Genomic DNA, 22,183 nt, shown 5'->3' with positions numbered 1-22,183 from the left:
GGGCGCTATGGAAAATTTCGTCATAAGTCTTTGATTTTATTCAATAATTTTTACACCAATTGCTCCATTGGAGAATTGGACCGACAGAAACCAGACTGAAGGATTTCAATAAGTTAGCTGAATTCGAAGTGCGAGAACACACCCAAAACCACGCTCATTGTACACGCGTTGTACACGCCGAGCGCCTAATTGCGAGCAGGATGCGGACGCTTGCTCGTCGAGCTTAGCGGCGCTGGATGACCACCGAGTGGATCGGCCGTATGCCGCTTTGTTCCCGCGTCGGCCCAAGCCTGCAGATCTGCAAGGGCATAGACGACTCTACCGCCCAACTTGCGATAGAGCGGCCCTCCTCCCGTCGTGCGAAGCTTCTCCATAGTCCTAGGGGAGAGATTTAGAAAAGCTCCGGCTTCGTGCGTGCGAAGGAACTTGCTCGGAAACGTACCGTCACCACGATCTGCCATGATAATGCTCCGCTCGACGAAAGTGTTATATTGTAACAACAATAGCGGAACAACCGACCAGTTTTACGCTAACGAAGACCGCCGCACGCTCCCCCCGCCTCAAATCACGAGGCATCTCCACCGGGATCGCGCTTCCGCGCTACGCCAGTTGCTGCCGTTGGCCTGCCTCCAGGAAGAGGACGTTCCTCGCCAATCGCGGACGACTATTGAAGCTGCGGCTGGACCCCCGCTAGATTCCCCTCCTGCCCCGCCGGCACCAGCTCATAAAACCCCGACAGCTTCAGCCGCACCTTGATCGGCTTGTCGGACCGATTGCGGAAGTACCAGCCGTGGATGCCCTCGACCGGGGCCACCAGGGAGCCGTTGGCCTCGGCGCCGCTGCTGCGCTCGTAGTCGGCGACGCTGACGGCGCCGTCGCCGGCGCCTTTCACGGTGTGGCCGTGGAAGTCGAACATCAGGTCTTCGGGGACGGTCAGGCCCTCGGCCTTCCAGCTGTAGAGAAGGCTCGCGCCCTTGGGCATGCGGACCTTGAACTCCAGGGCGTTGCGGCGGGCTTCGTCGCCGCTGGCGGCCAGCGGGATTTCGAAGGTGTCGGTGCGGAACGGCACGGGCTCGCGCCGGGCGGCGGGGCCGCCGGCGGCGCTGGCGTCGACCGTCACCTCCTTCGGCGCCCAGAGGCGCGAGAGGCCAGTGGCGCGACCCAGGCCCAGCGGGTCCTTGTTGTACTCGGCCGGCAGGACGGCGGCGAAGGTGATGACCACGGCGGTGATCGCCGCGCCGCCGATCGACAGCAGCAGGGTGCGCTTGGACGGCGCGGGCGGCGTGTTGGTGTCCGACATCAGGCCGGTGCTCCGTAGGCCAGGCCTCCGAGCTGGAAGCCGATGAGGATGAAGCCCAGCGTCATCAGGACGACGTTGGCGGCGACGGACATGCGGCGGTAGCCCGGCAAGGTGCGCCAGACCATGATGAAGGCCAGCATGAAGGTCAGGGCGATCAGCTGGCCGATCTCCACGCCGACGTTGAACGACAGCATGTTGATCAGGAGGCCGTTCTTCGGCAGCTCCAGGGCCTGCAGCTTGGTGGCTAGGCCGAAGCCGTGGATCAGGCCGAAGCCGAACACGGCCGCCTTGGGGTTGGGTTGGACGCCGAACAGGGTGCGGAAGCCGCCCAGATTGTCGAAGGCCTTGTAGGCCACCGACAGGCCGATGACCGCGTCGACCAGGTAGGAGTTGACCTCGATGCCGCCCAGCACCCCGGCCAGCAGGGTCAGGGAGTGGCCGACCGAGAACAGGGTCACGTAGAGCCCCACGTCCCGCATCCGGTAGAGGAAAAAGATCACCCCCAGGATGAAGAGCAGGTGGTCGTAGCCCGTGACCATGTGTTTGGCCCCGAGATACAGGAACGGGATCGGATCGGGGCCTTGGGTCGCGGCCACGAACGCGGCGTCCTTGCCGCCCAGGCCGTGGGCCGCCGCCGAGCCGGCGACGACGACGGCCAGCAGCAGGCCAAGGCCGAGCGCCATGCGGCTCGTGCCTGGCGATGCGGAGCGGGACAGGGTCACGGGAGACCGGGCGGGATCAGCGGGCCTTGTCCGCCAGGATCGTGATGTCGAGCGCGGTCAGGTCGTTCATGCCATCGCCGAAGCCGACGACGTCCACCGACTGGCCGACCTTGATCTCCTTCAGGGTGACGCGCTTGCCGCCCTGCATCACGCGGGTGCTGTTGTCGATGTCCAAGGTGACGGTGTCGCCTTCCTTGGCCTTGATCTGGATGGTCTTGGCGGTGACGGCCGTGATCTTGCCGGCGACGGGATATTCTTCGTGGGCGGCGGCCGGCATGGCGGTCAGGACGGCCGAGGCGACGACCAGCGAGGCTAGGAACTTGCGCATCTGAAACTCCGATTGGGTGAGCGGAAACTGGGGTCGGCCAACGCCCCTAGCTGAGAACGAATTGCAATTTCAAGCCAAGACCCGCGCCTGAAAAAATATAGTTCCAATAGCGGGGGCGGCTCGATCGGGCTGCGTAACCTCTCTCATGAGGTCCAGCCCGTGGCGGCCTGATCATGGTGATTGCCTCGTTCCACGCCATGCCGCACTAACCGTTTCGGCGGACTGGACGCCGACTCTCCAGCCCCGCTCCCAGTGAACCAAATGGCCGTTCCTTCCCCCTGCCTCGACATCTGCCAATTCGACCGGCGCTCCGACATGTGCGTCGGCTGCTTTCGAACGACCGAGGAAGTCCGGCAGTGGAAGAAGATGAGCGATCACCGCCGCCACCAGATCATCGCCGAGCGCCGCCGGCGCGAAGCCAAGCTGGCCCAGAAGAAGAAGGCCTGATCGGCGCGCAAGATTTCGAGGGGGACGCGCGCGGGCTGCGTAAGGCTTAGGGCCGGGACCTTCACCGTCACGCCCGGCGCTCTCACCTCCGAGCGGATGGGTCCCGATGAGTTTCGTCGCAGCGCCAAGGTTTCAGCTGGGCCTGGCCCTGGTCCTTTTGGCCGGCGCCGCGTGGATCGCCAGGATCGCCTGGCGGAAGATGCGCGACGCCCGGATCGTTCATAGCCCGATCTTCGGCAAGCTGTGGATCGTGCCGACGCAGCCCCAGCCGCTGCTTCTGAGCCTTTGCCAGAGCGATGACGGCGTCCGGTTCCAGGTTCGCGCCGCGCTCGGCAAGCCGCCCCGTCCGGACAATGTCACCCTGCTCACGCTGCGGGCCGATGGCCTGGGGCAGCGGTTCGAGCTGGTCGATCGGCGCACGTATCTGGAGTCCAAGACCACCGTGCCCGAGCCGCACGTCTTCATCGCCCGCCTGTCGTGCCTGCCCGATCCGCGCGACCACGACATAGAGATCGAGGCCCTCGACGTCCACCACGCCCTCGACGTCGCCCTACCGCAGCCTCCACGCGCGGAACGAACGGCGCGCGGGCTCGGCGCATGGCGCCCAGACCTCGACGCCTTGAAGGCTGGCGTCGTGCTTGCCGTCAGCACACTCGCCGGCATGCTGAGCCTGGCCCTGGCGACGGCGTCTCTCCAGGCGATGCTAAGCGACTAGCTGGACGCCGCGACGATTTCAAAAAATGGCGCCGGCGCCGGGGGCGGCGCGATCGGGCTGCGTAACGTCTCTTACGAGGTCCAGCCTGTCGTGGGCTCCAACGAGGCGCTAAACCCTTGGGAATAGTCGAAGTGGTGCGTGTTCCGGCGAACCTTCGCCAGGGCCGCATGGAGGTTTCCGATGAGTGATTTCGACACCTGGCTGGACGGCGCGGCCAAGGCGCGCGTCGACTTGTCGGCGGACGCGGCCGACGCCCTGGCCCTGCGTCTGGCCGGCGAGCCCGCGCCCAGCACGATCGAGTCCCGCCGCGAGTGGCGCCAGCTGACGGCCTGCCTGATGATCGCCACCGTGTTCGGCGCGGCGACGACGGGCGGCATCGGCATGCTCAAGCGGCCGTCGAACGAGGTCGTCGCCCGCTGGCCGGCCGCCGCCTTCACCGTCTCGCCGTCCAACCTGCTGGTCCCGCGAGCCGCCGGATGAGCCGCGCGAACTGGACCCGGATGACGGTCGGCGCGGCCATCGCCGGGGCGGTCGGCGCGGTCGTGGTCTCGGGCGCGCACTGGCTGCTGCAGTCGGCGCACCCCAAGCCGATGGACCTGCACCAGGAACTGCACGAGCTGGTCCCGCTGAGCCCGCAGGAGCAAGCCCGCCTCCAGCAGCGCGAGGACGCCTATCAGGCGCGCCGCCGGGCGATCGAGCAGAGGGTCAAGGCCGCCAATGGCCGCCTGGCGCGCGCCATTGCCTTGCAGCCCGGCTGGACCCCCGAGGTCGAGGCCGCCAGCAAGGAGGTGGAGTCCGCCGCCGCCGAACTGGAGCGCGCCACCCTGCAGCACGTGGTGGAGATGCGCGAGGGCTTGGACGCCCAGCACCGACCGGCCTACGACGCGGCCCTGGTCAAGGCTCTGTCCGACGGAGCCAAGTGACCGCCGCGCCGGACGACGCCGAACTCGTCGCCCGCGCCATGGCGGGCGACCGGTCCGCGTTCGTCGACCTCTTCCGCCATCATGGTCCTTCGGTCGCCAAGCTGACCCGCGCCTACGGAGCCCCCGCCTCCGAGGTCGAGGATGTCGTGCAGGAAGTCTTCCTCTCGGCCTGGCGACGCCTGGCCGACTATGACCGCCAGCGCCCGTTCCGCGCCTGGCTGTTCGCCATCGCCCTGAACCGCGTGCGCGACATGGCCCGCCGCCGTCGCGTGCGGGCGTTCTTCTTCGGCGCCTCCGAACTGGACGATGGCGCGACCCGCATCGAGGCCGAGGCGCCTGATCCCGAGACCCAGGCCCATCACCGCCTGGCCCTCGAAGAGGTGTCCCGGCGCATCGCAAACCTGCCGGAAGACCAACGCACGGCGCTGGTCTTGACGGCCGTCTCCGGCCTCAGCCAGCAGGACGCTGCCGCCGCCCTGAAGATCACGGTGAAGGCCCTGGAAGGCCGCATCGCCCGCGCGCGCCAGCGCCTGCGCGCCGCCGAAACATCCGCTTGAAAAATCCACTCCCCCAGCGGGGGCGCCGCCGAGGGCCTGCGTAATCGCAGGTAGGCGGCCCGCGCGGTTGTTACGCGCCGGCCCAAGCTCAGGGGACGTATCCTGTCTAGACTCTCACACCTCGCCCTCGCGTGCGCCGCGTGGGGCGCCATCGCGGCGGGTCCCGCGTGGGCGCAGCCCGCGCCGGCCTTCGCCGACCTGCTGCGCCAAGCCACGCAGACCGCGCCGCGCCTGAAGGAAGCCCAAGCCGGCGTCCGCGAAGCCCAGGGCCTGGCCCTGCAAGCCCAGGCGCGTCCCAACCCGGTCGTCGGTCTCGAAGCCGAGAACTTCGGCGGCAAGGCGCCCTACAACGGGACCAACCAGGCCGAGACCACGCTGTCGGTGGCCCAGGCTCTGGAGCTGGGCGGCAAGCGCTCGGCGCGGGTCTCGGCCGCTAACGCCGAGGTGACCGCCGCTGAAGCCCGTAACCGCCAGGCTTCGGCCGACTTCGCCTATGAGCTGGCGGTCGCCTATGCCGCCGCCGAGGCCGCCCAGGCTCGCGCCGATCTGGCCGCCCAGGCGCTGAAGCGCTCGCAAGACGACCTGGGCGTCTCGCGCGCCCTGGTCGACGCCGGCCGCGAAGCCAATCTGCGGCTGGTCACGGCGCAGGCCGCCGAGGCCTCGGCCCGCGCCGACGCCGAAGCCGCCCGCGCCGATGCGGTTGAGGCCCTGGCGCGACTGTCGGCCCTGGCCGGCGTCGCCGAGCCCTATACCAGCCTGGCCGGCGGGCTTCTCTCCGCCCCGGCCTCGCCGTCGACCGCCGATGGCGTGCCGCCCGCCGACATGCCCGCCCTGCAGGTGGCGCGCGCCGAGCGGGAAGCCGCCGGCAAGCAGGTCACGGTCGAACGCCGCCGGGCTATCCCGGACCTGACCGCCTCGGTCGGCGTGCGCCGCCTGAACGGGCAAGGCCTGACCGGCAATGACTCCACGGCCCTGGTCGCTGGCGTCTCCGTTCCCTTCCCGCTGTTCGACCAGAACCGGGGCAATGTCGCCGCTGCCTCGGCCCGCGCCAACGCCGCCGACGCCCGGTTCGAGGAGGCCCGCCTGCGCGCCGAGGCCGACTGGCGCTCGGCCCGCGTCCAGGCCGACGCCGCCGTCAGCCGGGTCTCGGCCTCCCAGCAATCGGAAGCCGCCGCCGACGAGGCCTATCGCCTGGCCCGTGTCGGCTACGAGTCCGGCAAGACGCCCCTGGTCGAAGTCCTCAACGCCCAGCGCGCCCTGACCGACGCGCGCCGGACCACCCTCGATGCGCGTGTGGCGCGGGTTCGCGCCCAGGCCACCCTGGCCCGCCTGGCTGGCCGCGCCCCCTTCGGAGAATAAGACATGGCTACCCGCAACGCGGCCGGACCGCGCACCCTGATGCTGGGCGTCGCCGCCATCGCCCTCCTGGGCGCCGGCTACGGCCTGGCCAAGCTGACCACCAAGCCCGCCCCGCCGCCCGAAGCCGCCGCCGCCCCCGAGGCCGCGCCAACCGAGGTCAAGGTCGAGGCCTCGTACCTGAAGGTCTCCAACATCGCCCTGCAGACCGTCACCGCCGGCGACTTCGGCGGCCAAGTCCAGGGCTCGGGCAGCGTCGTGGCCACGCCCGGCGGCGAGGCGGTGCTGACCGCCCACGCCGGCGGCACGGTCGTGCGCATCTTCAAGCGCCTGGGCGAACCGGTTCGCGCCGGCGAGACCATCGCCCTGGTCGAGAGCCGCGATGCGGCCCTGGTCGCTGGCCAGCGCGGCGCAGCCGACGCCCGCGCTGTCCTGGCGACCTCCAACCTCGCCCGCGAGAAGAAGCTGTTCGAGCAAGGCGTGACCTCCCGCCAGGACTACGAGACCGCCAAGGCGCAGGCCGACGCGGCTCGGGCCGAAGCCGCCGGGGCCCGCGCCGCCGCCGGGGCCTCGCGCGTCTCGGCCGACGGTCGCAGCGTCGCCGTGGTCAGCCCGATCAGCGGCCGGATCACCGCCGCCCCCGCCACCCTGGGGGCCTTCGTCCAGTCGGAGAGTGAGCTGTTCCGCGTCGCCGACGCCCGCGACGTCCAGGTCGAGGTGGCGGTCAGCCCGCAGGACGCGGCCCGCATCGTCCCCGGCGCGACGGCCTCGGTGCGCAACGCCGCCGGCCAGACGATCGCCGCCACGGTGCGCTCGGTGACCCCGACCCTGAACCCCGAGACCCGCACCGCCACGGTGGTGCTGTCGGTGTCGGGCGGCGGCCTCGTCCCCGGCGAGGCCATCCAGGCCACGATCACCGCACGCGGCACCGGTCAGCCGGGCTTCATCCTGCCCGAAGAGGCCGTGCAGTCGATGGAAGGCCGCGACGTGGTCTTCGTGCGCACCGCCACGGGCTTCTCGGTCCGTCCGGTCGTGGTCGCCACCCGCAGCGGCGGTCAGGCGCTGATCGTCTCGGGCCTGAAGGCCGGCGAGACCGTCGCGGCCCGTAATGCCTTCCTGCTGAAGGCCGAGATCGTCAAAGGCGCTGACGCAGAATGATCGACCGCATCCTAGCCTTCTCGGTCAGAGCACGATGGATGGTCCTCGTGCTGGTGGCCATCGTCTCGGCGTTCGGGACCTGGCAGCTCTTCAAGTTGCCGATCGACGTCACGCCCGACATCACCAACAAGCAGGTGCAGATCAACACCGTCGTCTCGACCCTGGGACCGGTCGAGGTCGAAAAGCGCGTCACCTTCCCGATCGAGACCGCCCTGGCGGGTCTGGCCGGCGTGGAGAGCACCCGGTCGTTCTCGCGCAATGGCTTCTCGCAGGTGACGGCCGTCTTCAAGGAAGACGCCAACCTCTACTTCATGCGCCAGCAGGTGACCGAACGTCTGGCCCAGGCGCGACCCAGCCTGCCCGCCGGCGCCGAGCCGCAGATGGGTCCGGTGTCCACGGGCCTGGGCGAGATCGTCCACTACGCCGTCGACTTCAAGAACCCGAATGGCAAGGGTGCGAAAGTCCAGGACGGCAAGCCCGGCTGGCAGAGCGACGGGTCATTCATCACCGATGACGGCGAGCGCCTGGCCGACGAGACCGCGCGCCTGGCCTATCTGCGCACCGTGCAGGACTGGATCGTCCGTCCGCAGCTGCGCGCGGTGCCGGGCGTGGCCGACGTCGACTCCCTGGGCGGCTACGTGAAGCAGTACGTCGTCGAGCCCGATCCGGCCAAGCTGACCGCCTACGGCATTTCCTACAGCGAGCTGGGCGACGCCCTGGAGAAGGCCAACCTGTCGGTCGGCGCCAACTTCATCCAGCGTTCGGGCGAGAGCTACATGGTGCGCGGCGACGCCCGCATCCAATCAGCCGACGAGATCGCCCGCGCGGTGGTCGCCACGCGCGGCGGCGTGCCGGTGCTGCTGCGCGACGTCGCCACGGTCAATATCGGCGGCGAGCTGCGTCGCGGCGCGGCCAGCCGCGACGGCCACGAGATGGTGGTCGGCAGCGTGCTGATGCTGGTCGGCGAGAACAGCCGCACGGTCGCCCACGCGGCGGCCGAGAAGCTGAAGGCCATCAACCCGAACCTGCCAGCGGGCGTCACCTCGGAAGTGATGCTGAACCGCTCGCAGCTGGTCGAGGCGACCATCGCCACCGTGGCCCGCAACCTCACCGAGGGCGCGCTGCTGGTCGTGGCCATCCTGTTCTTCATGCTGGGCAACTGGCGGGCGGCCCTGATCGCCACGCTGGTGATCCCGCTGTCGCTGCTCTTCAGCGCCATCGGCATGAACGGGATGAAGATTTCCGGCAACCTGATGAGCCTGGGCGCGCTGGACTTCGGCCTGATCATCGACGGCGCGGTCATCATCGTCGAGAACACCCTGCGCCGCATGGCCGAGCGCCAGCACCACGAGGGTCGCATCCTGAACCTGCAGGAGCGGCTGGAGGTGGCGCTGAGTTCGACCCGCGAGATGGTCCGCCCGACCGTCTACGGCCAGATCGTCATCTTCCTGGTCTTCCTGCCCTGCCTCACCTTCCAGGGCGTCGAGGGCAAGATGTTCTCGCCGATGGTCATCACCCTGATGCTGGCCCTGGCCTCGGCGTTCGTGCTGTCGCTGACCTTCGTGCCGGCCATGACCGCCCTCCTGATCCGGGGCCACATCTCGGAGAAGGAAGTCCCCGCCGTCGCCAAGACCAAGGACGCCTATGCGCCGTGGCTGCACCGCGCGGTGGCCCAGCCCTGGCCGTTCATCGGGGCTGCGGTCGGCGTCTTCGCCCTGGCCATGGTGGCGTTCGCCTTCGTGGGCCGCGAGTTCATGCCGACCCTGGACGAGCAGAACCTGAACCTGTCCTCGGTCCGCATCCCCTCGACCTCGATCGACAAGTCCGTCGAGCTCGATTTGCCGATCGAGCGGGCGATCATGGCCCTGCCCGAGGTAGTGACGGTCTATTCCAAGGCCGGCACCGCCAGTCTGGCGGCCGACCCGATGCCGCCCAACGCCTCGGACAACTACGTCATCCTCAAGCCCAAGAAGGACTGGCCCGCCGGCGTGAAGACCAAGGAGCAGGTGATCGAGCGCATCCGCAAGGCCACCGCCCCGATCGTCGGCAACTTCTATGACGCCACCCAGCCCATCGAGATGCGCTTCAACGAACTGATCGGCGGGGTCCGCTCCGACGTGGCCGTGAAGCTCTATGGCGAGGACCTGGGCAAGATGACCGCAACGGCCGACCAGATCGTCAAGGTCCTGCGCACCGTGCCGGGCGCCTCCGACGCCCGCGTGGCCCAGACCGAGGGCTTCCCGACCTTCGACATCAAGTTCGACCGGGACGCCATCGGCCGCTATGGCCTCACCGTGCAGGACGTCGCCGACACCGTCTCGGCCGCCCTGGGCGGACGCGAAGCCGGCCAGGTCTTCGAAGGCGACAAGCGCTTCGACATCGTCGTGCGCCTGCCCAACGCCAAGCGCAACGACCTGGACGCCCTGGGCGCCATCCCGGTGATGCTGCCGCAGACCGGAACCGGCCCCCGCGCCTCGGTGCCGCTGCGCCAGCTGGCCAGCTTCCAGTTCACCGAGGGCCTCAATGAGGTCAGCCGCGACAACGGCAAGCGCCGCGTCTATGTCGAGACCAACGTCGTCGGCCGCGACCTCGGCTCATTCGTCGACGAGGCCCAGAAGAAGATCGACCAGCAGGTTCGCCTGCCGGCCGGCTCGTACATCGAGTGGGGCGGCCAGTTCCAGAACCTGCAGGCAGCCAGCAAGCGCCTCAGCCTGATCGTGCCGATCTGCTTCCTGATGATCTTCGGCGTGCTCTACATGGCCCTGCGTAGCGCCGCCTTGGCCGGCACGGTGTTCACCGCCGTGCCGCTGGCCCTGGCGGGCGGGATCTTCGCGATCTTCCTGCGCGGCATCCCGTTCTCGGTCTCGGCCGCCGTCGGCTTTATCGCCGTCTCGGGCGTGGCGGTGCTGAACGGCCTCGTCCTGATCGCCGCCATCCGCCGCAATATCGAGGACGGTATGGCGGTCGACGAGGCGGTGACCCACGGGGCTCTGGAACGCTTCCGGCCGGTGCTGATGACCGCCCTGGTCGCCTCCCTTGGCTTCGTACCCATGGCCATCGGCACGGGCACGGGCGCGGAGGTGCAGCGTCCGTTGGCCACGGTCGTCATCGGCGGCCTGATCACCTCGACCGCCCTGACCCTGTTCGTGCTGCCCGCCATCTGCGGCCTCGTCCTTCGCCGGACGCGCCGCGCGGCCGAGGTCGCCTGACGGTTCGCCGGAGATGCTCAGCCCCCAAGACATCTCCGGCGCTCGCGGCCGGCGGTTCCCCCCCCCCGCCGTCGGCCGCACCTCACCAGCGCCAAGGCTTCGGAAAGTCCGGGGCCCGGCCTCTAGTCGATGGGCTTGAAGACGAGGATCGCCGCTTCCGCCGAGCCCGCCGCCCTGGCCGCCACGAACAGCCGATCCTGCTCGGGCACGAAGAGCCCCGTACGCGCGCCGCTCCGCGTCTTCGCCCGTCCCAGGGATGCATAAGGCGGCGTCGATGACCGCACCTCCACATCGCCCGAACCGCAGACGACGTAGAACCTTTGGCGTCGGCCATCGACGAAGACATCGTCAGCGTCGCCGCAGGTGGAGACGTCGCCGCGCACAGCGCCGTCCGCCATCACCGCCAGGCGCGCGGGCAGTCTGTAGACCGTGACCAGCGCACCGTTCCCGTCCAGCGCCATCGGGAAGTTCCAGCGATGGTCCGCCTTCCAGGTCGCCGTCACCCTGCCCTGGTCGATATCCCCTGCCACGATCGCGCCAGCGTCGGGCACATTGACGAAAGCCTTGGGGCCGTCCAGCCGGAAGCCTTCGGGATGGCCGGGAAGCTTCAGCTCGCTCACCACCTTCCGCGAAGCCGGGTCGATCGTCGCCAGGGCGCCGTCGCCGTAGCCCACCACCAGACGCCCCGATCGCGTATCGATGCGCAGATTGTCGGCATCGTCGCCAACGCGGACCATGCCCGCCGGCGCGAGGTCGGCGGCCTTGTAGAAGCGCACCGTCCCGTCCCCGCCGTTGGCCACAGCCAGTTCGTCACGGTCGGCCAGATAGGCCAGGCCCTGCGGTTCCGCGAGACCGGTGATCCGCCCCAGCGACTTGCCCGAGCGCAGGTCGATCGCCTCGACCGAGCCGTTGCCCAGTTCGGCGACGAATAAGCGCTGGCCGGCGACATCCACCGCCAGATGGTCGATGCGTCCCTTGACCCCGGCGAGCGGGATCGTTCGGTCCAGGGCCAGCGGCGCCTGGGCGCCCGCGCTGGCGCAGGCCGCGACACCGCATAGGGCCGATAAGGCGACCGCCGCCCATCTCCAAGGATCGGGTCTCACGGTCGCCTTCCCCGTCACGCGGCCATGCCCTTGAACAGGCCGTCCGCGTGGCTCCAGTTGATGGTCGCCATGAAGGCGTCGACATAGGCGCCCGCCTTGGCGCCGTAGTCCATCGCGTAGGCGTGTTCGTACATGTCGAGCGCCAGCAGCGGCGTTCCACCAGCCAGGGTCATGGTGTGATCGGCGGCCCAGGTGTTGACCAGGCGCTTGTCGCGCGCGCTCCAGGTCAGCAGCACCCAGCCCGATCCGCCGCCCAGCGCCTTGCCCATGGCCGCGAACTCGGCGCGCCAGCGGGCGTCGCTCCCAAAGTCCCGCTCGATGGCGGCGGCCAGCGCCGCGCCCGGCTTGGACGGCGCGCCCAGGCCGGCGAAGTACAGCTCGTGCAGGATCATCGAATTCCAGGCGATCAGCTCCTCGCGCTTGAGGCCGTTCAGCAGGAACGTCGGCGCGGCGGCGGGGTCGAGTCCGGCGAGCTGTGCGTCGATGGCCCCCAAGCGCTTCACGGCGCCGACGTAGTTGTTGTCGTGGTGGCTGGTGAGCAGCTTTTCCGACAGGCCGGTGATCGTCTTGGGATCGAACGGCAGGGCTTGAGGCGCGAAGCCGGGCGTGGCCTTGGTCTGGGCCAAAGCCGGCGCTGCGGGAGCGGCGGCGAGCGCGCCGACCAGAGCCGCTCCCGCCAGGACCTGGCGACGATCAGCACGAAACTCGGTCATGGGTGGTTTCCTGTTAGCGAGGGATGGAAGACGTGGAACGGCAGGAACTCTCGGCCAGCTCGTTCAGCAGTTCGCCGAGACGCTGGTCGAGATCGGCTTTGGCGCGATCATAGTCCGTGACCCAGGACGGCGTGCGCCAGGCGCGGGCTTCCGAAAGCCCCGGCGCCGCGGCGGCCTCGTCGAAGGCGATGACGATGTCGGCCCAGGCCGCATCCGCCAGCGCGAAAGTCCGCGCGGGCTCTGAAGTCGGCTCGATCCCGTCGGCGTGCAGTCGCTCGGCAAGCTCGGGATAGAGATGATCCTCGATCTTGAGCCCGCGCGATCGCACCTCGATGGGGACTTGCCAGGCCGGCGCCTTCCTCCTCAGAACCTCACGTGCGATGGCGCTCTTCACCGTCCCCGCCGGGCAGACGAAGAGCACGCGGTAAGGGGCGCAAGCTCTGGGATTGGCGCTGGCGCTGACACTCGTGCTGTCGCCGGCGCTGGCCACGCCAGGCAGCAACAAGAGTCCGAAGACCAGCGCGCTTCGGCGACTCAAGCCGGAGCGATGGCCGCCCATGCTCGAGGATTTCAGAACTTGACGCATGATCGCTCGATCGCCGTCTGGGGAAATGTCCTCCCAGTCTGCCCGCGAAGTTTAAGGCAGTTTTAGAGGCCGGCCGCTCTTCGGCGCCCCTTAAAACAGCCGTAAAAGAACCCGCGCCCTATCGCGTTGAGAGGAAGCGAGGAGCCATGCGCCTGCTGGTGATCGAGGATGAGCGGCGGATCGCCGAACTGGTCGCCGAGGGACTGCGCCAGGCCAGCTTCGTGGTCGATACGGTGGCGACGGTGGCCGACGCGCAGGCCGCGCTGGAACTGACAAGCTACGACGCGGCGGTGCTCGATCTGGGCCTGCCCGACGGCGACGGTCTTCGCCTGCTCACGGCGCTGCGGCGCAAACCCGACACGCCTCCGATCCTCGTCCTGACCGCACGCGACACCGTAGAGGATCGCGTCGCGGGGCTAGACGCCGGCGCGGACGACTATCTCATCAAGCCCTTCGCCATGGTCGAGGTGGTCGCCCGCGTGAAGGCGCTCTTACGGCGTCCCGGCGGGCCGCTCGGCGTTCGCCTGGAGGCCGGCAATCTGGTGCTCGACACCGTGGGGCGCGATGTCGAAGTCGACGGCCAGGTCGTGCCGCTCGCCCGGCAGGAGATCGCCATCCTGGAGCACCTGATCCGCCGTCTCGGAAGGGTCGTGCCCAAGGCCGTACTGGAAGAGAAGCTCTACGGCATGGGCGACGAGCTGGGCTCCAACGCCATTCCGGTCCACGTCCATCACCTGCGGCGCAAGCTGATCGAGGCCAAGGCCGTCTGCGCCATCCATACGGTGCGCGGCGTCGGCTACTTCCTGGAGGAGCAGGCATGAAGCGCGCGTCCTGGCCTCGCTCTCTGGAAGGCCGGCTGCTGCTCCGGCTGGGCGTGCTGCTGGGCGTCACCTTGATCGGGGGCTTGGCCTCGGGCATCGGCGCGGCCCTTCATGCGGCCAAGACGCTCGCGGACGACGGCATGGCCGACAAGTTCGTCGCCGAGTTCATGGGCGACGTCGGTTGGATGTTCCCGGTCCTGACCCTCGCCGTCCTGGTCATCGCCGCCTGGACCCTCCGAGCCAGCCTGAAGCCGTTGCGCGCGGTCTCGACCCAGGCGGCGGCGATAACGCCCGGCGCCATCGCCGTCCGCCTCCCGATCGAGGACCTTCCGCTGGAACTGCAGCCGGTCGTCATGGCCGTGAACGAGGCCCTGGACCGTCTGGCCAAGGGCTTCGAGACCCAGCGTCAGTTCACGGCCGACGCCGCCCACGAACTGCGCACGCCCTTGGCCATTCTCACGGCGGGCTTGGAAAACCTGCCGACCACCGGCGAGATCGAGCGCTTGCGGCTCGACGCCGAGCGTATGAACCGCCTCGTCGCCCAGCTGCTGGGCGTGGCCAGGCTCGATGGGCAGCCTCTCGACGTCAGCCAGACGGTCGATCTGGGCGAGGTGGCGGCGCGGGTCGTCGAGCGCTTCGCGCCCTTGGCGGCCAAGACCGGGTGCAGCCTGGCGTTCGAGCCAGCCGCCAGCCCGGTGCTGGTGACAGGCAATACCGACGCCCTGGGCGATGCGATCCGCAATCTGGTGGAGAACGCCATCGCCCATAGCCCGCCGGGACAGGAGGTCACCGTCGGCGTCGACACGGCCGGCGCCGTCTGGGTCGTCGACCAAGGTCCGGGCGTGCCGCTGGAGGACCGGGACCGCATCTTCGAGCGCTTCTGGCGCAGCCGGGAGCGACGCGGCTCCAGCGCCGGCGCGGGCCTCGGCTTGTCCATCGTCGCCGAAATCGCCCGCGCGCACGGCGGGACGATCGCGGTGATGGACACCCCCCAAGGCGGCGCGCGCTTCGTGCTGGATGTGCCGCTCGCCCCATCCGTCGTCGGATCGAGGGACACCGATCTATGAGCGGCGGAGGCGCCAGGGCGAACGCCCGATCGCGCATTGCCTCCCACCCATTCCCCAAGTATGCGGTGACGCACCGGGCTCTCGCGGGTCGCCCGGACACAGACGGTCCGCCGTCCAAGAACCCGCTCTGGAGGACGCGCGTCACGCGCGGCCAATGGAGCGTGTGTGTTGGATAGTCAGATCGAGACCCCGATCCCCTCGAAGTCGATATCGTTCGGCGAAGCACTGAAGGTGTGGGCGCGCGTAGCGGCGCTGAGCTTCGGCGGCCCTGCCGGCCAGATCGCGGTGATGCACCGCATCTTGGTGGAAGAGAAACGCTGGCTGGGCGAGCGCCGGTTCCTGCACGCGCTGAACTATTGCATGCTGCTGCCCGGTCCGGAGGCCCAGCAACTGGCCATCTATATCGGCTGGCTGATGCACAGGACGATCGGCGGTTTCGCCGCCGGTATCCTGTTCGTGGCGCCCGGCTTCCTGGCGATCATGGCGCTCAGCGTCCTGTACGCCCTGTTCGGCCAGGTCGGTCCGGTGGCGGCGCTGTTCTTCGGCCTGAAGGCGGCGGTGCTCGTCGTGGTGGTCGAGGCGGTGCTGCGGGTCGGTCGACGGTCGCTGAAGAGCCGCGCGATGATCGCCATCGCCGCCGTCGCTTTCCTGGCGCTGTTTGTCTTCAAGGTCCCATTCCCCATCGTCATCGTCACCGCCGGCCTCATTGGCTTCGTGGGCGCGCGACTGGGCGTGGCGGCCTTCCTGAAGGCTTCCGGTCACGGTCCGGCCAGTGGTCATGAAGTCGCCGACGCCGACACCATCCTAGGCGAGGACACGCCCGAGCACGCCAGGCCAAACCTGCGCTGGTCGCTTTCGATCAGCGCGGCGCTGCTGCTGGCCTGGTGGGCGCCCGTGGGTATTTCGGCGCTGGTCCTGGGTCCGAACGCCACGCTCACCCACATCGGCCTGTTCTTCAGCAAGATGGCCATGGTGACCTTCGGCGGAGCCTACGCCGTGCTGGCATACGTCGCCCAGGAAGCCGTTGGGACCTACCACTGGCTTCGCCCCGGCGAGATGCTGGACGGCCTGGGCATGGCCGAGACGACGCCCGGCCCGCTGATCATCGTCACCCAGTTCGTCGGCTTCATGGGGGCCTATCGCAACGCTGGAAGCCTCTCGCCGCTGACAGCCGCGATCCTGGGCGGCGTCCTGACCACCTGGGTGACGTTCGTGCCGTGCTTCCTCTGGATCTTCCTGGGCGCGCCATTCATCGAGGCCCTGCGCGGCGCCCGCGCGCTCAACGGCGCGCTGTCGGCGATCAGCGCGGCCGTCGTGGGCGTCATCATGAACCTGGCCCTGTGGTTCGCGCTGCATGTGCTGTTCGCGCGGATGACGGTGCTCGATGCCCTGGGTGCGCGCCTTGAGGTTCCGGACCTTTCCAGTCTGAACCTGCCGAGCGCACTCCTGGCCCTGGCGGCCGCCATCGCCGCCTTCCGCTTCAAGGTCCCGATGATCCCGCTAGTGGCGGGCTGTTCGGCAGCCGGCGTCCTGTTTTTCCTGCTGGTCGCCCACAGCTAGGATCACGCCTTCGGCCAGCGCTTGTGCTGACCGTCGATCACCACCGGATGGGCGTGGGCTCCATCCTGGCCGTTGGCCAGGTGCGGATGCTCCGCCGGCAGGTCGTCGTGCGTGTGCGGCAGGTTCTCGGGATCGTTGGCCGGCCAGATCACCAGCCCCAGGATAGCGCCCAGACCACAAAGCCCCGCCAGCACCAGGAACGCGGCGCTGGGATTGGCCTGGGCCGAGACCAGGCCCGCCACCGGATAGGCGATCAGCCAGCAGGCGTGCGACAGGGCGAACTGGGCGGCGAACAAGGCCGGGCGATCGGCGGCCGAGGCCGAGCGGCGCAGGGCTCGCCCCGCCGGCGTCAGGGTCAGCGAGTAGCCAAAGCCCATGACCAGCCAGAGCGCCAGCAGCGCCGGATAGCTCTTGGCGGTGAAGGCGCCGGCCAGTAGCACGCCAGTCATCAGGAAGGCGCCGGCGACCATGGCGCGACGGTCGGTGACCTTCTCCAGGACGCGCGGCAGGACCAGGGCCGCGCTCATCGAGCCCAGGCCGAACACCGCCAGAGCCCAGGCGCTGGCCTGGTTGGACATGCCGAAGTTCGAGCGCACCAGCACGACGGTGTTGATGAACACCATGGCCCCGCCAGCGGCCTCGGCCAGGCTCACCGCCAGCAGGCCCCGCAGGCGCGGCGTCAGGGCGAACAGGCGCAAGCCCCCGGTCAGACGCTGCGAGAACGGCAGCTGCTGGGCGCTGGAGACCGGCGGCAGGACGGCCGTGACCACAAAGCCGGCCGACAGCACGAAGCCCAGCGCCGTGCCCAGGAAGAGGTCGTTGAAGCTGATCACCGACAGCAGGATCGCCGCCAGCACCGGGCTGGCCACGCTCTCCAGGTCCGACGCCAGGCGCGAGAGCGACAGGGCTTTGGTGTACTCGGCCTCGTCTTCGAGCAGGTCGGGGATCATGGCCTGGAAGGCCGGGGTGAAGGCGGCCGAGGCGATGTAGAGCACCGTCATCAGGCCATAGACCTGCCAGGGCTCACGCACGAACGGCAGCGCCACGGCCACCAGCGCCCGCACGACGTCGAGCGACACCAGCAGCGTCTTGCGGGGGAGCTTGGTGGCGAGGGCCGACGCGAACGGCGCCACGCCGATATAGGCGACCATCTTGATCGACAGCACCGCGCCTAGGATTTCCCCGGCGCTGGCGCCCGCTAGGTCATGGGCCAGGAGGCCGAGGGCGACGGTGGCCATGCCCGTGCCCAGCAGCGCGGCGACCTGGGCGATGAAGAGGTGACGGTAGGCGCGGTTGCGGAGGGGCGAAAACATTGGGCGGGGATCCTCGATCGGCCAACGAGACAGCGGACAATCCCGTTGCAAGGTCTTACGCAGCCCGCGGGCGCCGCCCTCGCCTCAATAGGTCGATGTCAATGAAGTCGTGAGGCTTTGCCGCCCCGAACGCCGCACAAAGTCGTTGGAGAGATCGTTCAGTTTCAACCTTCACGGCGATGGTGGATCGAACCAGTCTTCAGCGCCTTCCAATCCCTCGTGAGCACGATGGCGAGGATGGTGTCGAAGGTCCCCACAAGGAACCCCGATAGCCACTTCATGCCGATGAGGCCAAGGACAATGCCCACAATCAAACTGGCCGCGGCGAGCCATCCCAGCGTCGCATAGATGATCGCCTGAGCGCCCTCGCCTCGCTTCGCCAGCAGGAGTTCCAGGATACGTTCAAGCCAAAAGCCAATCACCTTCCCTCCCCTCGATGGACATTACTATCACCCACCACTGGCCGACCTAATTTCGACTGCGCAGGCGGATGGCCGTGCGAACATCCCGAGCATCGGCGCGGCTGGCTTGCAACTGCTGGCGGAATTGCGGAAAGATCGGCCGCGTACCTTCAGGGTCTTCCAAAGTCAGAAGCACAGCGAAGGGCACGCCCTCGGCAGGGAAGCTCGCCTCGGCCCGCACCAAACTCGTGACCTCCAAACACCACTGCGAGGACTCGCCGTTCTCGTTGAAAGTGCTCTCGTACTGCTTGGACGGCCACCATTTCAGGCCGTGATCGATCAAGGCTCGCTCGGGAATGGCCAGCTTCGCCGACCCTGGCAGATAGCCGGCATCGATCTGGTTGAGGAAACGCGCGCGCCCATCCTTGGCTGGTTCGGTTTGCCGCTGCCTGAGGCTGGCCTCAAGATTGACGCGAACGAATTCCGCGCCAAAGGCTGGGTCCAACGGCGGCGAGTAGACAAGGGTAATCCGGGCCCGCCCCGAGCAGGCCCCGTCGGGCGTGGTCAGGCTCTGTGGCCAAGTGAACGGGAAGTGCAGGATAACGGGCTTGCGCTCACCGATGCTGAGCCGGCTCTGGAACAGCAGCGTGATCTGATGATCGCCGGTCTCCAGCATGTCGACCACCTGAGCCGGCTGACCGAAGCCCGCGAATTGTCGGGCCAGTTGCTTGTGCCCGCGCTTGGTCAACGGTTCAGGCATGACCGCGTGGTGCAGCAACATGGCGCGCAGGGCCTCACTGGTCAGCCCGCCCTCCGTCGCGACATCCAGGCCCGCCAGGCCGCGTGCCACCAGAGGCGCAGCGAAGCTGGTGCCGACCACGTCCTGACGAAGACCGGCCGGAGTCAGGGAGCTCAGGCCCGTGGACGCACCAGGCCGAGCCCCGCCGGCCCCGCCATACGCGGCCACGTCAGGTTTGACCCCAACCTGCAGACCAGGCCCGCGCGTGGTGTAAATCGTCGGCGCTCCAGCCACATCCGCCAGACCTGGCGGATTCAACGCCCCCACCGAGATAGAGCGTACGCTCTCGGACGGTTTGAAGATCGTGTCCGGCGACGTGCGTGAGGCGAAATACGACACCGCTTCGCTAGGCTTCTTGGGCCATGGCGCCCGCGACTGAGACCGGGGGAGATTGCCTGCGGAATTGACGAAGATCACCCCGTAGGTGTCGGCGATCTGATCCAAGCGCGAAGCGTAAATGCTGTAGCGGTGACGCTCGACATCCGACACGGCGTTGATCGACAGATTGAAAACCCGCACGCCGTGCTGCTGGATGGCCTCAGCGACCGCCTGCTCGACTTCCTCGAGGAAGTCGGTGAAGCCCCGCGGATACTTCTCGCTGAACGAACCGGTTGGATAGAGCGGCACGTCGTAGATCTGGCAGCCGTTGGCCTCTGGCGTCACCGTCGGCGGATTCACCAGCTGCGGAACGGCGATCAGGCCGGCCACCCCAGTGCCGTGGACAGCGTTAAACTCAGTCTCGTCCAGGAAGTCGAACCGCCCGACCACCCAATCCTCAAGACACTTGCCAACGCCAGAGTCGATCACCCCGACGACCGGATAGCTCGCCCTGCTCGCTGGCGTTGGGATTTCCAACGGCTCATCCCCAAGGGAAAGCCCCTCGGCGGACCGCGTCGGGGTCTCCTCGTCCGTAAGCTGCAGAAGCACCGGCGGCAGCACCGCCCGCACAAGGGGATGGGCCTGCAGAGCGTTCAACACGGCTTCATGCCGCGCAGGATCCAGGTCTACCGGAGCCGGGGGCGGCGCCGGTACCAGATCGGACCGGATAAGACTGGTGCGGTTGTCGACCAGGGCCGGCTGGACGCTGCGGGTCAGCTGCAGTTCCATAACCGGCGTACGGCCGATCGCCGAAGCGATGAAGCTGCGCGCGCCAGCGCCAGTGGACAGCAACACCTGCTCGAGCGATCGGCGCAGCGCAGCTCGCCCCGTGAGATCGCTGGCGATGACCTTTTCATCCGGCGTCTCAAAAAGTTCGATCTGGTAACCGGAAACCACGCGCGGGTCCTCGAAGGCCGCCAGCGCCGCCGAGACCGAAAACGAGCGCTTCTGTTCGGGCGGCGCGATTTCGATGGACTCGATCGCCCCGACCTCCTGGCGCGCGTAGGTGGGAGCCTTGTAGGGTTCGCCGTCGCGCTGGCGATACTTGGTGACGACCGTCAGCTCCGCCTGTTCGATCCTGGCCCGGAGCGTGGCGAGATAGAGCAGCGGGGCCCGGAAGTAGAGCGTTCCGACCGCGTCGGCGCCGACGCACGGGAACTGGTCGCGCTTGAAGAGCCAGCCCGGTCGATAGGACTTGGCCAGCGCCTCAGGACGCATCTGGACCTTGAGATAGGTGGCCGGCCCGTGAGGGCTCTTCGTCACGGCCGCGATCACCGCGTCGACTGCCGCAAGCAACTCGGCCTTGTGTGCGGCGAAGGCGGCGTCGGCTCCGTCGTAGAAGTCCTTGGTGCGGGGCGGCTGACCAGGCTCGGGGGCCTGATGGAAGTCCTGATCGTTGAGGATGATCTGGACCGGATTGTTAGGCATGAGCGGCCTCCATCAGGGGCAGATGCAGCTTGGCTTTCTTCAGATCGCTTATTTTGGATTGGGCGTAGCCGGTGGCGTCGCCGATCTCGGTCTGCTTGAGACCCGCATCAGGGTCACTGGCGATAAGACTGACAAAGGCCTCCAAGTCGGCGGCAAGAATGCGCGCAGGCTGGGAGTCCAGCGATGGCGCGCGGGCCAACACCGCACTAAGAGCTCGGAACAGGGCCGGCCCGTCATGGGCGTCGCCACTCAACGCGACCCAACGCTTCACCGCTGCGCACACTCGCTCAAGATCAGCGCCGGATCGCCCGGCCAGGCAGTAGGCGAAGATCCGCAAGGTGGCAGGCTCGGCACCGATCGGGCGCAGGAAGCGGGCGATCATCTGTTCGCGAGCCCCAGGTTCAGGCTCGCCCATGTGGACGTGGGTCTCGAACCGCCGCCACACCGCCGGATCGAGAAGACGGTCGTGGTTGGTGATGGCGACGGTGATGCCGAACTCGCGGCGCATGTCGAGGTTCTGCAGCAGGGTATTCACCACCCGCTTGATCTCGCCGATCTCCTGGGGGTCGTCGCGAAGCTTGGCGAGCGCGTCGAACTCATCGAGCAGAAGCACGCACGCGTAGCGATTGGCGAAGTCAAACAGGTTGGCGATGTTGCGCGCGGTGGTGCCGAGGAACGAAGAGATCAGGCCGTCGATGCGGGCGGTGATCAGAGGCAGGCCAAGACGCTCGGCAATGTAGCGCGCGGTGACCGTCTTGCCCGACCCCGGAGGGCCATAGATAAGCAAGGTGCGTGTTGGCTCCACGCCGACAGATTGAAGCGCCGCCGCACTGCTCCATTCTTGGAGCAGGCCTTCGATCGTTTCCCGGATAACCGGGCCATAGATCGGCGCCGGAAGACCGTCGCCGACGAAATCGATCGAACACAGCCGCGCGCCGGTTTCGCGATCGATGGGCGGATGCACTTCACGGGTCAGCCGCTCGCCGGTGACCAGAGAGCGGGAAACCTCGACGCGGCTGGGCGCCATTTCGCGGGTTTCCTCGACCGCCTCCAGCAGGCGCTCCAGCGTCGCGGCCTCCTTCGCCGCGCCGGCCTTCTCCAGCCTTTCGCGCAGACGGGCGACCTGTTTGCCCAATGCCGCCTGATCGCCCGCAAGCGCGGCGCGAACGATACTCTGCACCACAGCAAAATGTTCCATAGGACGATCCACCCGTAAACCAGTAAGGCAGATTCATATCGACGAAACAGAAAGAGAACAAGGGAAATTTCGTTAATTTATCTCAAAACTCCCGATCAATA

At 68.1% G+C, this 22,183-nt stretch carries 22 protein-coding genes; 11 read left to right on the top strand and 11 right to left on the bottom strand.

Annotated elements, in window-relative coordinates; genetic code table 11:
* Positions 1-185: 185 nt before the first annotated feature.
* From CSW60_RS24185 to CSW60_RS20685, 4 genes are all read right to left on the bottom strand, one after another.
* The gene (locus tag CSW60_RS24185) at positions 186-461 is read right to left on the bottom strand and encodes an AlpA family transcriptional regulator (RefSeq protein WP_081612877.1); all 276 of its coding nucleotides are present in this window, start codon (positions 459-461) and stop codon (positions 186-188) included.
* A 203-nt stretch (positions 462-664) separates the two neighbouring features.
* On the bottom strand, positions 665-1,300 hold the full coding sequence (locus tag CSW60_RS20695) for a hypothetical protein (protein WP_004616682.1): 636 nt from the start codon (positions 1,298-1,300) through the stop codon (positions 665-667).
* A complete protein-coding gene (locus tag CSW60_RS20690) occupies positions 1,300-1,983 on the bottom strand; it encodes a HupE/UreJ family protein (protein WP_004616684.1) in 684 nt (227 codons plus the stop codon). The genes CSW60_RS20695 and CSW60_RS20690 overlap by 1 nt, the downstream gene beginning before the upstream one ends.
* A 55-nt stretch (positions 1,984-2,038) precedes the next feature.
* Positions 2,039-2,350 (bottom strand): DUF5666 domain-containing protein, encoded by a 312-nt coding sequence (locus CSW60_RS20685; protein ID WP_004616686.1) that lies wholly within the window; start codon positions 2,348-2,350, stop codon positions 2,039-2,041.
* Positions 2,351-2,611: 261 nt separating this feature from the next.
* Between CSW60_RS20685 and CSW60_RS20680 the strand changes: the two genes are divergently transcribed.
* The 8 genes from CSW60_RS20680 (at position 2,612) to CSW60_RS20645 (ending at position 10,715) form a co-directional block, all read left to right on the top strand.
* Complete coding sequence (locus CSW60_RS20680; RefSeq protein WP_004616688.1) at positions 2,612-2,797, top strand: DUF1289 domain-containing protein; 186 nt, start codon at positions 2,612-2,614, stop codon at positions 2,795-2,797.
* A gap of 106 nt (positions 2,798-2,903) precedes the next feature.
* Positions 2,904-3,512, top strand: a complete 609-nt coding sequence (locus CSW60_RS20675) for a hypothetical protein (RefSeq protein WP_004616690.1) — start codon at positions 2,904-2,906, stop codon at positions 3,510-3,512.
* Positions 3,513-3,692: 180 nt separating this feature from the next.
* The gene (locus CSW60_RS20670) at positions 3,693-3,992 is read left to right on the top strand and encodes a CnrY/NccY family anti-sigma factor (protein ID WP_004616692.1); all 300 of its coding nucleotides are present in this window, start codon (positions 3,693-3,695) and stop codon (positions 3,990-3,992) included.
* A complete protein-coding gene (locus tag CSW60_RS20665; RefSeq protein WP_004616694.1) occupies positions 3,989-4,435 on the top strand; it encodes a periplasmic heavy metal sensor in 447 nt (148 codons plus the stop codon). The genes CSW60_RS20670 and CSW60_RS20665 overlap by 4 nt, the downstream gene beginning before the upstream one ends.
* The gene (locus tag CSW60_RS20660; RefSeq protein ID WP_004616696.1) at positions 4,432-4,992 is read left to right on the top strand and encodes an RNA polymerase sigma factor; all 561 of its coding nucleotides are present in this window, start codon (positions 4,432-4,434) and stop codon (positions 4,990-4,992) included. Before CSW60_RS20665 ends, CSW60_RS20660 begins: the two co-directional genes overlap by 4 nt.
* A 99-nt stretch (positions 4,993-5,091) precedes the next feature.
* A complete protein-coding gene (locus CSW60_RS20655) occupies positions 5,092-6,351 on the top strand; it encodes a TolC family protein (protein WP_054508509.1) in 1,260 nt (419 codons plus the stop codon).
* Positions 6,352-6,354: 3 nt separating this feature from the next.
* Entirely contained in the window at positions 6,355-7,506 is a 1,152-nt protein-coding gene (locus CSW60_RS20650; RefSeq protein WP_004616699.1) for an efflux RND transporter periplasmic adaptor subunit, read from the top strand.
* On the top strand, positions 7,503-10,715 hold the full coding sequence (locus CSW60_RS20645) for a CusA/CzcA family heavy metal efflux RND transporter (RefSeq protein ID WP_099538994.1): 3,213 nt from the start codon (positions 7,503-7,505) through the stop codon (positions 10,713-10,715). The genes CSW60_RS20650 and CSW60_RS20645 overlap by 4 nt, the downstream gene beginning before the upstream one ends.
* Positions 10,716-10,837: 122 nt before the next feature.
* On the opposite strand, the gene CSW60_RS20640 is transcribed toward CSW60_RS20645, so the two are convergent.
* The 3 genes from CSW60_RS20640 to CSW60_RS20630 are packed head-to-tail and all read right to left on the bottom strand — an operon-like array spanning position 10,838 to position 13,117.
* Positions 10,838-11,818: a YncE family protein gene (locus tag CSW60_RS20640; protein WP_200864120.1), complete on the bottom strand. Its 981-nt coding sequence runs from the start codon at positions 11,816-11,818 to the stop codon at positions 10,838-10,840.
* 14 nt (positions 11,819-11,832) lie between these two features.
* Positions 11,833-12,531, bottom strand: coding sequence for a superoxide dismutase (locus CSW60_RS20635; protein WP_004616703.1), 699 nt, complete (start codon positions 12,529-12,531; stop codon positions 11,833-11,835).
* 13 nt (positions 12,532-12,544) lie between these two features.
* The gene (locus CSW60_RS20630) at positions 12,545-13,117 is read right to left on the bottom strand and encodes a low molecular weight phosphatase family protein (protein ID WP_004616705.1); all 573 of its coding nucleotides are present in this window, start codon (positions 13,115-13,117) and stop codon (positions 12,545-12,547) included.
* 146 nt (positions 13,118-13,263) lie between these two features.
* Between CSW60_RS20630 and CSW60_RS20625 the strand changes: the two genes are divergently transcribed.
* The 3 genes from CSW60_RS20625 to chrA all read left to right on the top strand — a co-directional run bounded on the left by CSW60_RS20625 (position 13,264) and on the right by chrA (position 16,565).
* On the top strand, positions 13,264-13,938 hold the full coding sequence (locus tag CSW60_RS20625; RefSeq protein WP_004616706.1) for a response regulator: 675 nt from the start codon (positions 13,264-13,266) through the stop codon (positions 13,936-13,938).
* On the top strand, positions 13,935-15,005 hold the full coding sequence (locus CSW60_RS20620; protein WP_099538993.1) for a cell wall metabolism sensor histidine kinase WalK: 1,071 nt from the start codon (positions 13,935-13,937) through the stop codon (positions 15,003-15,005). The genes CSW60_RS20625 and CSW60_RS20620 overlap by 4 nt, the downstream gene beginning before the upstream one ends.
* A 165-nt stretch (positions 15,006-15,170) precedes the next feature.
* Positions 15,171-16,565, top strand: a complete 1,395-nt coding sequence (gene chrA, locus CSW60_RS20615) for a chromate efflux transporter (RefSeq protein WP_004616709.1) — start codon at positions 15,171-15,173, stop codon at positions 16,563-16,565.
* Between the two features lie 2 nt (positions 16,566-16,567).
* On the opposite strand, the gene CSW60_RS20610 is transcribed toward chrA, so the two are convergent.
* The 4 genes from CSW60_RS20610 to CSW60_RS20595 form a co-directional block, all read right to left on the bottom strand.
* Positions 16,568-17,878, bottom strand: a complete 1,311-nt coding sequence (locus CSW60_RS20610; RefSeq protein WP_004616711.1) for an MFS transporter — start codon at positions 17,876-17,878, stop codon at positions 16,568-16,570.
* Between the two features lie 164 nt (positions 17,879-18,042).
* On the bottom strand, positions 18,043-18,300 hold the full coding sequence (locus tag CSW60_RS20605; protein ID WP_004616713.1) for a hypothetical protein: 258 nt from the start codon (positions 18,298-18,300) through the stop codon (positions 18,043-18,045).
* Positions 18,301-18,346: 46 nt separating this feature from the next.
* On the bottom strand, positions 18,347-20,884 hold the full coding sequence (locus tag CSW60_RS20600; RefSeq protein WP_004616715.1) for a S8 family peptidase: 2,538 nt from the start codon (positions 20,882-20,884) through the stop codon (positions 18,347-18,349).
* A complete protein-coding gene (locus CSW60_RS20595; protein WP_004616717.1) occupies positions 20,877-22,082 on the bottom strand; it encodes an ATP-binding protein in 1,206 nt (401 codons plus the stop codon). The genes CSW60_RS20600 and CSW60_RS20595 overlap by 8 nt, the downstream gene beginning before the upstream one ends.
* Positions 22,083-22,183 lie beyond the last annotated feature (101 nt).

The sequence above is a fragment of the Caulobacter sp. X genome, assembly GCF_002742635.1.
Lineage (GTDB): Bacteria > Pseudomonadota > Alphaproteobacteria > Caulobacterales > Caulobacteraceae > Caulobacter.
Note: the sequence above shows the minus strand (reverse complement) of the source record. Positions and strands in the feature narration are given on the sequence as shown.